This window comes from Achromobacter sp. E1 (assembly GCF_037039475.1).
GTDB classification, from domain to species: Bacteria; Pseudomonadota; Gammaproteobacteria; order Burkholderiales; family Burkholderiaceae_B; genus Achromobacter; species Achromobacter mucicolens.
The window spans coordinates 950,621-962,086 of sequence record NZ_CP146253.1 but is presented as its reverse complement, the minus strand read 5'-3'; the positions used below and the strand labels follow the sequence as shown (position 1 = coordinate 962,086).

General features: G+C 67.4%; 11 protein-coding genes. 8 read left to right on the top strand and 3 right to left on the bottom strand.

All coding sequences use genetic code 11. The features are described from left to right. The first annotated feature begins 16 nt into the window (after nucleotides 1–16). Complete coding sequence (gene tsaE, locus V6V88_RS04400; RefSeq protein WP_081100995.1) at nucleotides 17–556, top strand: tRNA (adenosine(37)-N6)-threonylcarbamoyltransferase complex ATPase subunit type 1 TsaE; 540 nt, start codon at nucleotides 17–19, stop codon at nucleotides 554–556. After that, complete coding sequence (locus V6V88_RS04395; RefSeq protein WP_062840298.1) at nucleotides 484–1,866, top strand: N-acetylmuramoyl-L-alanine amidase; 1,383 nt, start codon at nucleotides 484–486, stop codon at nucleotides 1,864–1,866. Before tsaE ends, V6V88_RS04395 begins: the two co-directional genes overlap by 73 nt. A 98-nt stretch (nucleotides 1,867–1,964) precedes the next feature. On the opposite strand, the gene V6V88_RS04390 is transcribed toward V6V88_RS04395, so the two are convergent. Continuing rightward, nucleotides 1,965–2,603, bottom strand: coding sequence for a VTT domain-containing protein (locus V6V88_RS04390; protein WP_128830008.1), 639 nt, complete (start codon nucleotides 2,601–2,603; stop codon nucleotides 1,965–1,967). A 99-nt stretch (nucleotides 2,604–2,702) separates the two neighbouring features. Here V6V88_RS04390 and mutL point away from each other — a divergent pair, with 99 nt between their 5' ends. Then, nucleotides 2,703–4,724 (top strand): DNA mismatch repair endonuclease MutL, encoded by a 2,022-nt coding sequence (mutL, locus tag V6V88_RS04385; RefSeq protein WP_338618085.1) that lies wholly within the window; start codon nucleotides 2,703–2,705, stop codon nucleotides 4,722–4,724. 1 nt (nucleotide 4,725) lies between these two features. Next, nucleotides 4,726–5,685, top strand: a complete 960-nt coding sequence (miaA, locus tag V6V88_RS04380) for a tRNA (adenosine(37)-N6)-dimethylallyltransferase MiaA (RefSeq protein ID WP_338618082.1) — start codon at nucleotides 4,726–4,728, stop codon at nucleotides 5,683–5,685. 213 nt (nucleotides 5,686–5,898) lie between these two features. Here the strand turns inward: miaA and purM are convergent, their stop codons facing one another. Then, nucleotides 5,899–6,948 carry a phosphoribosylformylglycinamidine cyclo-ligase gene (purM, locus tag V6V88_RS04375; RefSeq protein WP_056320991.1) on the bottom strand — a complete coding sequence of 350 codons (1,050 nt, stop codon included), beginning with the start codon at nucleotides 6,946–6,948 and terminating at the stop codon, nucleotides 5,899–5,901. A 281-nt stretch (nucleotides 6,949–7,229) separates the two neighbouring features. Here purM and hda point away from each other — a divergent pair, with 281 nt between their 5' ends. The 4 genes from hda to V6V88_RS04355 are packed head-to-tail and all read left to right on the top strand — an operon-like array spanning nucleotide 7,230 to nucleotide 10,482. After that, nucleotides 7,230–7,931, top strand: a complete 702-nt coding sequence (gene hda, locus V6V88_RS04370; RefSeq protein WP_056320988.1) for a DnaA regulatory inactivator Hda — start codon at nucleotides 7,230–7,232, stop codon at nucleotides 7,929–7,931. Beyond that, complete coding sequence (locus tag V6V88_RS04365; RefSeq protein ID WP_128830006.1) at nucleotides 7,928–8,626, top strand: HAD family hydrolase; 699 nt, start codon at nucleotides 7,928–7,930, stop codon at nucleotides 8,624–8,626. The genes hda and V6V88_RS04365 overlap by 4 nt, the downstream gene beginning before the upstream one ends. Continuing rightward, nucleotides 8,627–9,988: a polynucleotide adenylyltransferase PcnB gene (pcnB, locus tag V6V88_RS04360; RefSeq protein ID WP_062840293.1), complete on the top strand. Its 1,362-nt coding sequence runs from the start codon at nucleotides 8,627–8,629 to the stop codon at nucleotides 9,986–9,988. A gap of 5 nt (nucleotides 9,989–9,993) precedes the next feature. Beyond that, nucleotides 9,994–10,482, top strand: a complete 489-nt coding sequence (locus V6V88_RS04355) for a 2-amino-4-hydroxy-6-hydroxymethyldihydropteridine diphosphokinase (protein ID WP_338618075.1) — start codon at nucleotides 9,994–9,996, stop codon at nucleotides 10,480–10,482. Nucleotides 10,483–10,515: 33 nt separating this feature from the next. On the opposite strand, the gene V6V88_RS04350 is transcribed toward V6V88_RS04355, so the two are convergent. Then, entirely contained in the window at nucleotides 10,516–11,412 is an 897-nt protein-coding gene (locus V6V88_RS04350; protein ID WP_338618072.1) for a sugar kinase, read from the bottom strand. Nucleotides 11,413–11,466: the final 54 nt, after the last annotated feature.

Here is an 11,466-nt window from a genome sequence, read left to right as displayed (position 1 = left end):
CCACTCGCCCCGCGCCATGTCCGCCCCCCTTGCCACCCTGACTTTGCACCTGCCCGATGAAGCCGCCACCGAGGCGCTGGCGCGCCAGCTGGCGCCGATGGTCACGGGCGCCAAAACCGGCCTGCCAGGCGCGTGTATTCATCTCCAAGGTGACCTCGGAGCAGGAAAAACGGCCTTCTCCAGGGCATTGTTGCGTGAAAGCGGCATCACAGGCCGAATCAAGAGTCCAAGCTACGCCCTGCTTGAATCCTATAAACTTTCTAACTTATACTTCTATCACCTTGATTTTTATAGATTTAGTGATTCGCGCGAATGGTTGGACGCAGGATTTCGGGATTTACTGCGTGACGATGCGGTCGTTTTGATCGAATGGCCGGAGCGGGCAGAAGGCCTTTTGCCCCCGCCGGACCTGCTGATCTGCCTTGCCTATGCAGGCGACGGACGTGACGCCACCCTGACCGCGTACACCGCCCGAGGACAAACATGGTTGAACGCGATTGTCCCCCCGCCCCTGACGGCGCCCTCCCCTCGGCAGGCGCCACCCGCCGACGCCTGATCAGCGTCGCCGCCACGCTGCTCGTCCTGCCGGTCGTGCCGCGGCTGGCGCAGGCCGCCACGATCCTGGCCGTTCGGACCTGGCCTGCCGACGAATACACCCGCGTCACGCTGGAACTGGACAGCGAACTCAAGGCTGAACAGTTCACGCTGGAAAACCCCCACCGCCTGGTTGTCGACATCGAGGGACTGACCCTCAGCGCGGCCTTGAACGACCTGGTCTCCAAGGTCCGGCCCGGCGATCCCTACATCCAGAGCCTGCGCGTGGCGCAGAACCGCCCGAATGTGGTGCGGCTGGTGTTCGATCTGAAGCAGCCCGTGGCGCCGCAGGTGTTCACGCTCAAGCCCGTTGCCGACTACCAGTACCGCCTGGTGCTGGACCTGTACCCCAAGATTGCCCAGGATCCGCTGATCGCGATCCTGAACAAGTCCAGCGGTCCCGATGTGGACGATCCGCTGGCGCGCATCCTTGAAGACATCCAGCGCAACCCGGTGACCCGCGCGGATCCGCCCGAGCCGCCCCGCGTGCGCGGCCAGCAGCCGGCGCCCGCCCTGCCGACCCCGCCCAAGCCCCCTGCCACCGCCAGCCGCGGCAAGCCGCGCATGCTGACCATCGCGCTGGACCCCGGCCACGGCGGCGAAGACCCGGGCGCCATCGGCAAAACCGGCCTGCGCGAAAAAGACGTGGTGTTGCGCATTGCGCGGCGCCTGAAGTCGCTGATCGACAGCCAGCCGTACATGCGCGCCTACCTGACGCGGGACGACGATTACTTCGTGCCGCTGCACGTGCGCGTGCAGAAGGCGCGCCGTGTGCATGCGGACCTGTTCATCTCCATCCACGCGGACGCCTGGGTCAAGCCCTCCGCCAATGGCTCGTCGGTCTTCGCGCTGTCCCAGCGCGGCGCCACCAGCGCGCAGGCCCGGTGGATGGCCGACAAGGAAAACGCGGCCGACCTGATCGGCGGCGTCAACCTGGGCAGCCACGACCGCCAGGTCGCCAAGGTGCTGCTGGACCTGTCCACCACGGCTCAGATCAACGACTCGCTCAAGGTGGGCAACGCCTTCCTGGACGAGATCAAGAAGATCAACCGCCTGCACAAGAACAGCGTCGAACAGGCCGGCTTTGCCGTGCTGAAGGCGCCGGACATTCCGTCGGTGCTGGTCGAGACCGCCTTCATCAGCAATCCCCAGGAAGAAGCCCTGCTGCGCAGCGCAGGGCATCAGGACAAGCTGGCGCAGGCCATGATGACCGGCATCCAGCGCTACTTCACGGCCAACCCGCCGCTGGCGCGCCTGGGCGACGTGAGCTAGGTTTTACGCGCGATCCCGGGCCCTTTGGCCGGGCCCATGAAAAAAAGGCTATGCACCCTTTGGCGCATAGCCTTTTTGTTTGGGCGCCGCGCGCCGCCCTAGTGCGCCCGGCGCGCGCGCACCAGCTTGACCAGGCCGGCCCCCACGACCGGCACGACGGCCGCCGCCAGGCCCACCAGGACGATGGTGTTCAGGTGATCGCGGATGATCGGGATATTGCCGAAGAAGTAGCCCGCCGCGACCAGGCTGATCACCCACAGCAGCGCGCCCATGATGTTGAACATCTGGAAGCGCGCCATCGACATCTCGGCCACGCCCGCCACGAAGGGCGCAAAGGTGCGCACCACCGGGATGAAGCGCGACATGACGATCGTCTTGCCGCCGTGCTTTTCATAGAAGGCATGCGTGCGCATCAGCGCGCCGCGGTCCAGGAAGCGCAGGTTCATCGAGAACACCCGCGGTCCGATGTAGCGGCCGATCGCGTAGTTCAGCGAGTTGCCGGTCACGGCCGCCACGATGAGCAGCACCGACATCAGGATGGGGTCGATATGGCCCGTGGCGCCAAAGGCGCCGGCGATGAACAAGAGCGAGTCGCCCGGCAGGAAAGGCAGCACGACCAGTCCCGTCTCGGCAAAGACGATGAGAAACAGCACCAGGTACACCCACACGCCGTATTGCTCGACCCAGAGACCCAGCGTCTGGTCGATGTGGAGAACCATATTGAAAAACTCGAGCATTGAAGCGGCCCTGATATCCGATGTGAATTTGTCAGCGACTATAGCCCACCGGGGCATGACGCTAAAATCGTCCGCACTGCTACATAAGATCTGGGCCTCATGACCGAACGTCGTTCCATCCTTGCGCTTCCTGACCTGCTGATCAGCCAGATCGCCGCTGGCGAGGTCATCGAGCGCCCCGCGTCCGTGCTCAAGGAAATCCTTGAAAACGCGATCGACGCAGGCGGGCGCGCCATCGAGGTCCGTCTCGAAGGCGGCGGCATCCGGCGTATTGCGGTGACGGATGACGGCGGCGGCATCCCGCCCGACGAACTGCCCCTGGCGCTGGCCCGCCACGCCACCAGCAAGATCCGCTCGCTGAACGAACTGGAATCCGTGGCATCCATGGGGTTTCGCGGTGAGGCCCTGGCCTCGATTGCGTCCGTGGCCCAGGTGTCCATCATTTCGCGCACCCGCGACGGCGACCATGCCTGGCAGATCGACGCGGGCAGCATGCAGGTCAGCCCCGCCTCCGGCCCGCCCGGCACCACCGTCGACGTGCGCCAGCTCTTCGACGCGGTGCCCGCGCGCCGCAAGTTCCTGCGCTCCGAAGCCACCGAATTCGGCCATTGCGTCGACGCCATGGAGCGCATCGCGCTGGCGCATCCGCAGATTGCCTTCCGCCTGTTCCACCATGACCGCGCGCAGCGCCAGTGGCTGCCGGCCGAACCGCCGCAGCGCATCCGCGACGTGCTGGGCGCCGAATTCGCCGAGCACGGCCTGCTGCTGTCGCATTCGGTCGGCACGGTCAGCCTGGCCGGCATGATTACCCGGCCGACCGCCGCCCGCGCCCGCGCCGACCGTCAGTACCTCTACGTGAACGGCCGCTACGTGCGGGACCGCACCGTCAGCCACGCGCTGCGCGCCGCCTACGCCGACGTGCTGCACGGCGACCGCCAGCCTGCGTATGTGCTGTTCCTGGACATTGATCCGGCCGCCGTGGACGTGAACGTCCACCCAGCCAAGCACGAGGTGCGCTTCCGCGACAGCGGCGCCGTGCACCGCTTTGTCTCGCACGCGGTCAGCCAGACGCTGGCGCAGACCGGCGGCTCGTCGGCCGTGGCGCCTGCGGCACAGGCCGATGACGGCGGATTCGAAACCGTCGCGCGACCGGCGGGCGACGCCGCCTCGTCCGACGCCGCCCCCGCCTACCGCCCGGCGATGCCGGCCCCGGCCGAATCGCCGCGCCCGGGCTATGGGGGCATGAATGGCGGCACGGCAGGCAGCACCGCAGGCAGCACAGCGGGCGGCGCGCATGCAGGTGCGCACCCCGGCTCTGGCAACGGCTCGGACAACGGCGCCGCCTATGGCCTGCGCCCGTCGCCTGCCCCGCAGCGTCCGCATACCCAGGTGCCCTTCCGCCTGCACGCCGAACCGGCCGGCATTCCCGCCGCCGACTGGCAATCGCTCTACCGCCCGCTGACCGACGACACCGCCGCCCGGGCCGCGCCCCTGCGTGAACCGGCTCCGGCGCCCGCCGCGCTGCCCGCCGACGAAGAACACCCGTTGGGCATGGCGGTGGCGCAACTGCACGGCGTGTACATCCTGGCGCAGAACCGCCGCGGCATGGTGCTGGTCGACATGCACGCCGCCCACGAGCGCGTGGTGTACGAACAGCTCAAGCAGGCCCTGGACGCGCGCAGCCTGCCGCGCCAGGATCTGCTGGTGCCCGTGGTGTTCCACGCCCAGGAAAAGGACGTGGCGCTGGTCGAGGAATTCGAGGAACAGTTGAACGACCTGGGCTTTGAGATGCGTCCTTCCGGCCCCACCTCGATCGCGGTCCGATCGGTGCCGGCCATCCTGGCCCGCGGGGACATCGAAACCCTGGCCCGCGCCGTGTTGCGCGATCTGGGCGCGGTGGGCGTCTCGCGCCTGTTGACCGAACAGCGCAACGAACTGCTCTCGACCATGGCCTGCCATGGCTCCGTGCGCGCCAACCGCAAGCTCACCCTCGAAGAGATGAACGGCCTGCTGCGCCAGATGGAATCCACAGAACGGGCGGACCAGTGCAATCACGGCCGTCCCACCTGGGTGCAATGGTCCATGTCCGACCTGGACAAGCTCTTCCTGCGTGGACAATAGCTTGCCGGCGTCCCGCTCCCCCGTTTTGCCCCCGGTCATCTGCCTGGCAGGCCCCACCGCGGCCGGCAAGAGCGCCTCGACGCTGGCGCTGGCCGAACGCTGGCCGCTCGAGATCGTCAACGTGGACTCGGCCACGATCTACCGCGGCATGGATATCGGCACCGCCAAGCCCTCTCTTGAAGAACAGGCTCGCGTTCCGCAGCACCTGCTCGACATCCTGGACCCGGCGCAGTCGTATTCGGCCGCGGAATTCCGCGCCGACGCGCTGCGCCTGATCGCGGACATTCGCGCGCGCGGCCGCATCCCGCTGCTGGCGGGCGGCACGATGATGTACTACAAGGCGCTGCGCGACGGCCTGGACGACCTGCCGCAGGCCGATCCCGCGCTGCGCGCCGAACTGGAAGCGCGCGCCGCCAGGCTGGGCTGGCCCGCGCTGCACGCCGAGCTGGCGAAGCTGGACCCCGTCACGGCCGCGCGCCTGGCGCCCAACGACAGCCAGCGCATCCAGCGCGCACTCGAAATCTGCCAGCTTTCCGGCCAACCGATGTCGGCCCTGCTGCAACGCGCCCAGCGCAAGCCGGACGACGACGCCAACCGCTACGTGACGATCAGCCTGGAGCCCTCGGACCGCGCCGCCCTGCACGCCCGCATCGAGCAGCGCTTTGATGCCATGCTGCGCCAGGGACTGCTGGACGAGGTGCGCGGCCTGCACGCCCGCGCCGACCTGCACCCGGGCCTGCCCTCCGTGCGCTGCGTGGGGTACCGCCAGATGTGGGCGCACCTGGACGGCCAGATCGACCTGGACACCGCCCGCGAACAGGGCATCGCGGCGACGCGGCAACTGGCCAAGCGCCAGATCACCTGGCTGCGCGCGCAGCCCGATCGCGTCATCGTCGACTGCCTGGCGGCCGACGCCGTGGCGCAGACCATTGACGCCGTGGCGCTGGCGCTGGCGGACTGACGGGCTGTATTCAAAGGTGTCTGACACCCCCTGCATTCAAAGGTGTCTGACACCCCAACGAGACCGACTTCATCCTGCGATGCCGTCTCAGGGGGGTGTCAGACACCTTTGAATGAGCCGCCCAGACGCCCGCCCGTGGCATCAAACGCCGCGCCAAAAAAAAATGACCGCCATCACGGCGGTCATCTTCATTGCAGCGCGATCGCCGCGGCGTCACACCACGAAGGTCTGCGCCATGCCCGCTTCCTGGGGCACGATCTCGCCCAGCTTGCTGACGGTCTCGCCCTGCTCGCGCAGCGTGGCGGCAATGGCGTCGGCCTGGGCCGGATCCACCACCAGCACCATGCCGATGCCGCAGTTGAAGACGCGGTACATCTCGGTGTCCTCGACGCCGCCCTGCTCTTGCAGCCACTGGAACAGCTTGGGCATTTCCCAGGCGTCGCGGTGCAGCTTGGCAGCCAGGCCGTCCTGCAGGATGCGCGGCACGTTGTCCAGCAGGCCGCCGCCGGTGATGTGGGCCAGGCCCTTGATGTCGGTGCCGTGCTTGGCCAAGGCGGCCAGCACCTGCTTCACGTAGATGCGGGTCGGGGCCATGACCACGTCGACCATTTTCTGGCCGTGGAAATCGTCATCGGGCTTGGCGCCCGCGCGTTCCAGGATCTTGCGCAGCAGCGAGTAGCCGTTCGAGTGCGCGCCGCTGGAAGCCAGGCCCAGCACCACGTCGCCCGCCTTGATGGACTTGCCGTCGATGATCTTGGACTTTTCCACCGCGCCCACCGCGAAACCGGCCAGGTCGTATTCGCCGTCCGGGTACATGCCCGGCATTTCGGCGGTTTCGCCGCCGATCAGCGCGCAACCCGACAATTCGCAGCCCTTGGCAATGCCGCCCACCACTGCCGCCGCCGTGTCCACCGACAACTTGCCGCAACCGAAGTAATCCAGGAAGAACAGGGGTTCTGCGCCCTGCACCAGGATGTCGTTGACGCTCATGGCGACCAGGTCGATGCCCACCGTGTCGTGGCGGTTCCAGTCGAACGCCAGGCGCAGCTTGGTGCCCACGCCGTCCGTGCCGGACACCAGCACGGGCTCCTTGTAGGTCTTGGGCACTTCGAACAGGCCGCCAAAGCCGCCGATACCGGCCAGCACCCCGGGGCGCATCGTGCGCGCGGCAAGGGGTTTGATTCGGTCGACCAGGGCGTCGCCTGCGTCGATGTCGACACCGGCGTCGCGGTAGGTCAGGGGGGCTTTAGGTTGGTTCGTCATGAGAAATGCCGTGGGGTATGTAACAATTGCTGGGATTTTGGTGGAACGCCCTGCATTTTACGATGACCCGGCCGCGGACAGGCGCTAAAGGGCGCAAACCCCCGCCAGGCCAAGCGTTCGGACGCGACACCATCGCCTCAGGTGGTTTAAAGTGTAGGGTTGGCCGGTATTGATTTTGCCAGTTTCTACATGGCCCTTGTATCACCGATTTTTCTTGGCTTTTTGCGGCGGCCCGGCCTGGACCTTCCGGCGCCCCCGAAAACGCCTGATTGCTAACTCTCATGAACCGCCAGCTGCTGCTCGACGTTCTCCCCGCGCCAGCGCCATCGCTGAACAACTACATCGCCGGCCCCAACGGAGAAGCGGTGGCAGCCGTGCGTGCGCTCAAGCCCGGCCGTGCCCTGTACATATGGGGCGCCGCCGGCTGCGGCCGCACCCATCTGCTGCGCGCCCTGACCGCGCGCCCGGATGCCGTCTACATCGACCCGGCCAACGGCGAAAACATGCTGCGCCGCCTGGCCGAAGCCGATTCCAAATCGCCCATGCCCCACTTCGTGGCCGTCGACGACGTGCACCGCATGGACGACAGCCGCCAGGCCGCCCTGTTTGCGCTGTACAACCGCTGGCGCGAATCGGCCGCCACGCAGCGGGCCTTTGCGCTTGCGCTGGCCGGCGACCGCGCGCCGCTGTCGATGCCGCTGCGCGAAGATCTGCGCACGCGCCTGGGCTGGGACCTGGTGTTCCGGCTGGATCCGCTGTCCGACGCCGACAAGCTGGCCGCGCTGTCGGCGCAGGCCGCCGAACGCGGGCTGCACCTGGCGCCCGAAATCATCAACTGGATGCTCACGCACCACGAGCGCGACATCCGCAAGCTAGCGGCGTTGCTCGACGCGCTGGATCGTTATTCGCTGGCCACCGGCCGCCCCATCACCCTCCCCCTGCTGCGCGCCATGCTCGCAGATCCTGATTCACAACGCACATGACCACCCGACGTCTTGCCCTGTTCGACCTGGATCACACCTTGCTGCCGCTCGACAGCGACTATCAATGGGCCGACTATCTGGCGCGCACGGGCCGCGCGGGCGATCCCGTCGAGGCCCGCCGCCTGAATGACGATCTGATGGAGCGCTACAACCGCGGCGAACTCACGGCCGAACAGGCCGCCGAATTCATGCTCGGCCTGCTGGCCGCGCACGCGCCTCACGATCTGGCCGTGTGGCACGAAACCTTCATGGGCGAAGTCATCCGCCCGTCCATCACCCCCGCCGCGCGCGACCTGGTGGACGGCCACCTGGAAGCCGGGGACCTCTGCGCCATCGTCACGGCCACCAACAGTTTCGTCACCGCCCCGATCGCCCGCGCGTTCGGTGTGCCCCATCTGGTCGCGACCGATGCCGAGTACCTGCGCGGCCGCTACACGGGCCGCATCCTGGGCACGCCAAGCTTCAAGGAAGGCAAGGTGGTGCGCGTGAACGACTGGCTCGGCAGCATGGGCTTGGGGCTTGCGGATTTCTCCGAATCGTTTTTCTATAGCGATTCGGTCAATGATGTGCCGCTCCTCGAAAAAGTGACCCGTCCGATTGCCGCCAACCCCAGCCCCGCCCTGCGCGCCATTGCGCAGGAACGCGGCTGGCAAGTGATCGACCTGTTCGACCACATGGAAGATTCGAAGTCCTAAATGATCACTGAAACCATAAAAAAATTCGTCGGCCGGCTATTCGCGCCGACACCCAGGGGGCCGTTGCGCATCGGGCGCGACAAACACGGCATCGACCGCCGCAACGTGTCGCGCCACGCCATCAAGGTGTGCGAGGTGCTGCGCCAGCATGGCTACGAAGCCTATATCGTCGGCGGCGCGGTGCGCGACCTGATCGTCGGGCTCGAGCCCAAGGACTTCGACGTGGCCACCAACGCCACGCCCGAACAGATCCGTCCGCTGTTCCGCCGCGCACGCATCATCGGCCGGCGCTTTCAGCTGGTGCACGTGGTGTTTGGCCAGGAAATCATCGAGACCTCCACCTTCCGCGCGCCCGCCTCGGAAGACCAGGAAACCGACGAGCACGGCCGCATCCTGCGCGACAACGTGTTCGGATCCCAGGAAGAAGACGCCAAGCGCCGCGACTTCACCATGAATGCGCTGTACTACGACCCGCACAACGAGGAAGTCATCGACTACCACAATGGCGTGGCCGACCTGAAGAAGCGCCAGATCCGCATCATCGGCGATCCCGTCAAGCGCTACCGCGAAGATCCGGTCCGCATGCTGCGCGCGGTGCGCTTTGCCGCCAAGCTGAACGGCACGATCGATCCGGCCACGCGCGAGCCCATCAGCACGATGGCCGACCTCATCGAGAACGTGCCGGCCTCGCGCCTGTTCGACGAGATGCTCAAGCTGCTGACCTGCGGCCATGCAATGGACTGCCTGCGCCAGTTGCGCGCCGATGGCCTGCACAACGGCCTGCTGCCGCTGCTGGACGTGGTGCTTGAACAACCCGGCGGCGAACACTTCGTGGAACTGGCGCTGGAACGCACCGATGCGCGCGTGCGCGCCGGCAAGACCATCAGCCCCAGCTTCCTGTTTGCCGCGCTGCTGTGGCAGCAGGTCGAAGTGCGCTGGAAGCAGTTGCGCGCGCAGGGCGAGCACACCATTCCGGCCCTGTCGTCGGCCGCGGACTCCGTGCTGGACGAACAGACCGAGAAGCTCGCCATTCAGCGCCGCTTCTCGTCCGACATGCGCGAGATCTGGTTCATGCAGCCGCGTTTCGAGCGGCGCATGGGCAAGACCATCTACCGCATGATCGAGCAGCCGCGTTTCCGCGCCGCCTGCGACTTCCTGCAGCTGCGCGCCGCCGCCGGCGAGTTCGACAGCGTGCTGGCGCAGTGGTGGATGGATCTGGCCAATGCCGACGACGCCACCCGTGCCGACATGATCGAAGAAGTGTCGCGCCAGCCGCGCGAAGCCAGCGACGCCGCTGCGCCCGCGCGCCGGCGCCGCCGCCCGCGCCGCAGCGGGCCGCGCAGCGCGCCCGCCGGCGAGTAACCGCCGTGCCGCAGCCGCCTGTCCGCGCCTACGTGGGCCTGGGCGCCAATCTGGGCGACAGCGCGGCCACCCTGCGCCAGGTCCTGGCGCAGCTTGAGGCCACGCCCGGCGTCTCCGGGGTGACGGCCTCGCCGTTCTACCGCAGCGCGCCGGTCGACGCCACCGGCCCCGACTTCATCAATGCCGTGGCCGCCGTGGATACCGTCCTTGCGCCGCTGGCGCTGCTGGATGTCCTGCAGGCGCTGGAGCACGAACACGGCCGCCAGCGTCCCTACCGTAACGCCCCTCGCACGCTCGATCTGGATCTGCTGCTGCACGGCGATGCGCAGCTTGATCACGAACGGCTGATCCTGCCCCATCCCCGTCTGCATCTGCGGGCCTTCGTGCTGCTGCCGCTGCGCGACCTGGCGCCTGACCTGTCGGTGCACGGCAAACCGCTGGATGCGTGGATCGGCGCGATCCACGACCAGCCCATCGAACGGCTCGCGGGCTGATCACGCCCATCGGGACGCGCCGCCTGCCTGGCGTCAGGGCTTGGGCGTGAAGGCCATCATGGCGCGCTCGACGTCTTCCACGTCCGGCAGCCCCGCCTCATTGCCCAGATGCTGGATCTTGTGCGCCGAGGCCGCGCGCGCGAACGTGAAGTGCTCGATCCAGGGCTGGTCCGGCCGCGTCAGGTAGGACCACACGTAGGCACCGTGAAACACGTCGCCCGCCCCCGAGGTGTCGATGATCCGCGAGGCAGGCACATCCAGCGAAGGCAGCGTGTCGACGCGACCCGTTTCGTCGTACCAGAGCATCCCGCGTTCGCCCATCGTCACGGCGCCGATGCGGCAGCCGCGTGCCTTGAGCAGGTCCAGCAGGCCCTCGGGCGGCAGGTTCAGTTGTTCGCACATGCGCTCGGCGCACACGGCCACATCGATGTAACGCAGCAGCTCGTCGGTGTTCTCGCGCACGCCGCCTCCGTCCAGCGAGGTCAGCACGCCGGCCTGGCGGCACGCCCTTGCGTAATGCAGCGCGGCATCGGGCTGATGGCCGTCCAGATGCAGCGCGCGATAGCCGGAGATGTCCAGGCGGGGAAAGTCGTTCAGGTAATCGGCATCGCGGGCGCGCAGGATGGCGCGCTTGCCGTTGTTGGGCATGATGAACGACAGCGACGACCGCCGCACGTGCCGCGCGTGCAGCGTGACCCCATGCGCGGCGGCCATGTCCGTGTACATGTGCCCCAGCCAGTCGGGCGCCAGGGAACAGATCAGATCGGGCGGCAATCCCAGCCGCGCGCAGGCAAACGCCGCCGTGACCGCATTGCCGCCGAAAGACACCGCGTAATCGCGCGCCACGCTTTTCTGGTCGCCCGTGGGCCATTCGTCGGCCAGCACGGTTACGTCGATGTAGGTATGTCCGATAAAAAGCGCCTCGCCCATGGGCCCGCCCTGTCAGTTGCGCGCGGGGCGCCTCGGTGTGGTCTGGACGAGGCG

Coding starts and splice junctions, on each gene's coding strand:
- tsaE (WP_081100995.1), top strand. CDS start 17: ATGTCCGCCCCCCTTGCCACCCTGACTTTGCACCTGCCCGATGAAGCC.
- V6V88_RS04395 (WP_062840298.1), top strand. CDS start 484: ATGGTTGAACGCGATTGTCCCCCCGCCCCTGACGGCGCCCTCCCCTCG.
- V6V88_RS04390 (WP_128830008.1), bottom strand. CDS start 2,603: ATGCTCGAGTTTTTCAATATGGTTCTCCACATCGACCAGACGCTGGGT.
- mutL (WP_338618085.1), top strand. CDS start 2,703: ATGACCGAACGTCGTTCCATCCTTGCGCTTCCTGACCTGCTGATCAGC.
- purM (WP_056320991.1), bottom strand. CDS start 6,948: ATGACGAACCAACCTAAAGCCCCCCTGACCTACCGCGACGCCGGTGTC.
- hda (WP_056320988.1), top strand. CDS start 7,230: ATGAACCGCCAGCTGCTGCTCGACGTTCTCCCCGCGCCAGCGCCATCG.
- V6V88_RS04365 (WP_128830006.1), top strand. CDS start 7,928: ATGACCACCCGACGTCTTGCCCTGTTCGACCTGGATCACACCTTGCTG.
- pcnB (WP_062840293.1), top strand. CDS start 8,627: ATGATCACTGAAACCATAAAAAAATTCGTCGGCCGGCTATTCGCGCCG.
- V6V88_RS04350 (WP_338618072.1), bottom strand. CDS start 11,412: ATGGGCGAGGCGCTTTTTATCGGACATACCTACATCGACGTAACCGTG.